At 57.0% G+C, this 1,066-nt stretch carries 1 protein-coding gene; it reads right to left on the bottom strand.

All coding sequences use genetic code 11. From position 1 onward, the window contains the following. Window positions 1-153 precede the first annotated feature (153 nt). Window positions 154-1,066, bottom strand: a 913-nt coding sequence (tyrS, locus tag HAQ05_RS27800) for a tyrosine--tRNA ligase (protein ID WP_190427585.1), incomplete at its 5' end; no start/stop codon positions are given.

Here is a 1,066-nt window from a genome sequence, read left to right as displayed (position 1 = left end):
TTTTCACCGCATTCAATCCGGGGACTGAAACCACTTCCCGCATTCCGAAAACCCTAACCCCTTGATAAACAAAGTGTTTCGTGTTCCGTTGTCGCTGGAAGTGGTGCGCATTATAGGGGGTTGGAACTTAGCGTCAAGGAGCTTTTACCAAAATCATTCAGCCTTTAGCGATACACGCGCAAAAGCCTTTTTACCGGCCTGCACCACGTGCACCCCGCCCAACTGGATAACGAAGTCGCGATCGACCACTTCGCCGTCCACTTTCACACCGCCTGCCGCCAGCAGGTCGCGCGCCGCGGCGGAGTTTTTGACCAGCCCGGCCTTATTGAGCACGGCGCTGATCGGCAGCGCGGCCGCAGCGGTGATATCCACCTCAGGTAAGTCTTCAGGCAACTCGCCGTCTTTCATACGATTGCCGGCTGCGCGATGGGCCGACTCGGCGGCCTCCTTACCATGGAAACGCTCGATGATTTCCTCGGCCAACAGAATCTTGATGTCTCGCGGGTTGGCACCGGCAACGACATCGGCCTTCAGCGCGTCGATTTCCTCAAGCGAGCGGAAGCTGAGCAACTCGAAATAACGCCACATCAAACTGTCGGGCATCGATACCAGCTTGTTGAACATCACCCCGGGTGCTTCCTGGATGCCTACATAGTTGCCCAGCGACTTGGACATTTTCTTAACGCCATCCAGCCCCTCGAGCAATGGCATGGTGAGGATGTTCTGCGCTGGCTGACCATAGGCACGCTGCAGCTCGCGCCCCATCAGCAGGTTGAATTTCTGGTCGGTGCCGCCCAGCTCGACGTCTGCCTTGAGTGCCACGGAGTCATAACCCTGTACCAGCGGGTAAAGGAATTCGTGAATAGCGATCGGCTGATTACTGCTGTAACGCTTCTGGAAGTCATCGCGCTCGAGCATGCGCGCCACCGTGTACTGGGACGTCAGGCGAATGAAGTCCGCCGGGCCCATCTGGTCCATCCACGTGGAGTTGAAGGCGACCTCCGTCTTGGCGGGGTCGAGTATCTTGAACACTTGGGCTTTATAGGTTTCGGCATTGCTCAACACC

Origin of the sequence: Pseudomonas typographi (assembly GCF_014694385.1) — a bacterium.
Taxonomy (GTDB): Bacteria; Pseudomonadota; Gammaproteobacteria; order Pseudomonadales; family Pseudomonadaceae; genus Aquipseudomonas; species Aquipseudomonas typographi.
The sequence above is the reverse complement of the archived record's forward strand: the minus strand, read 5'-3'. Positions and strand labels throughout refer to the sequence as shown.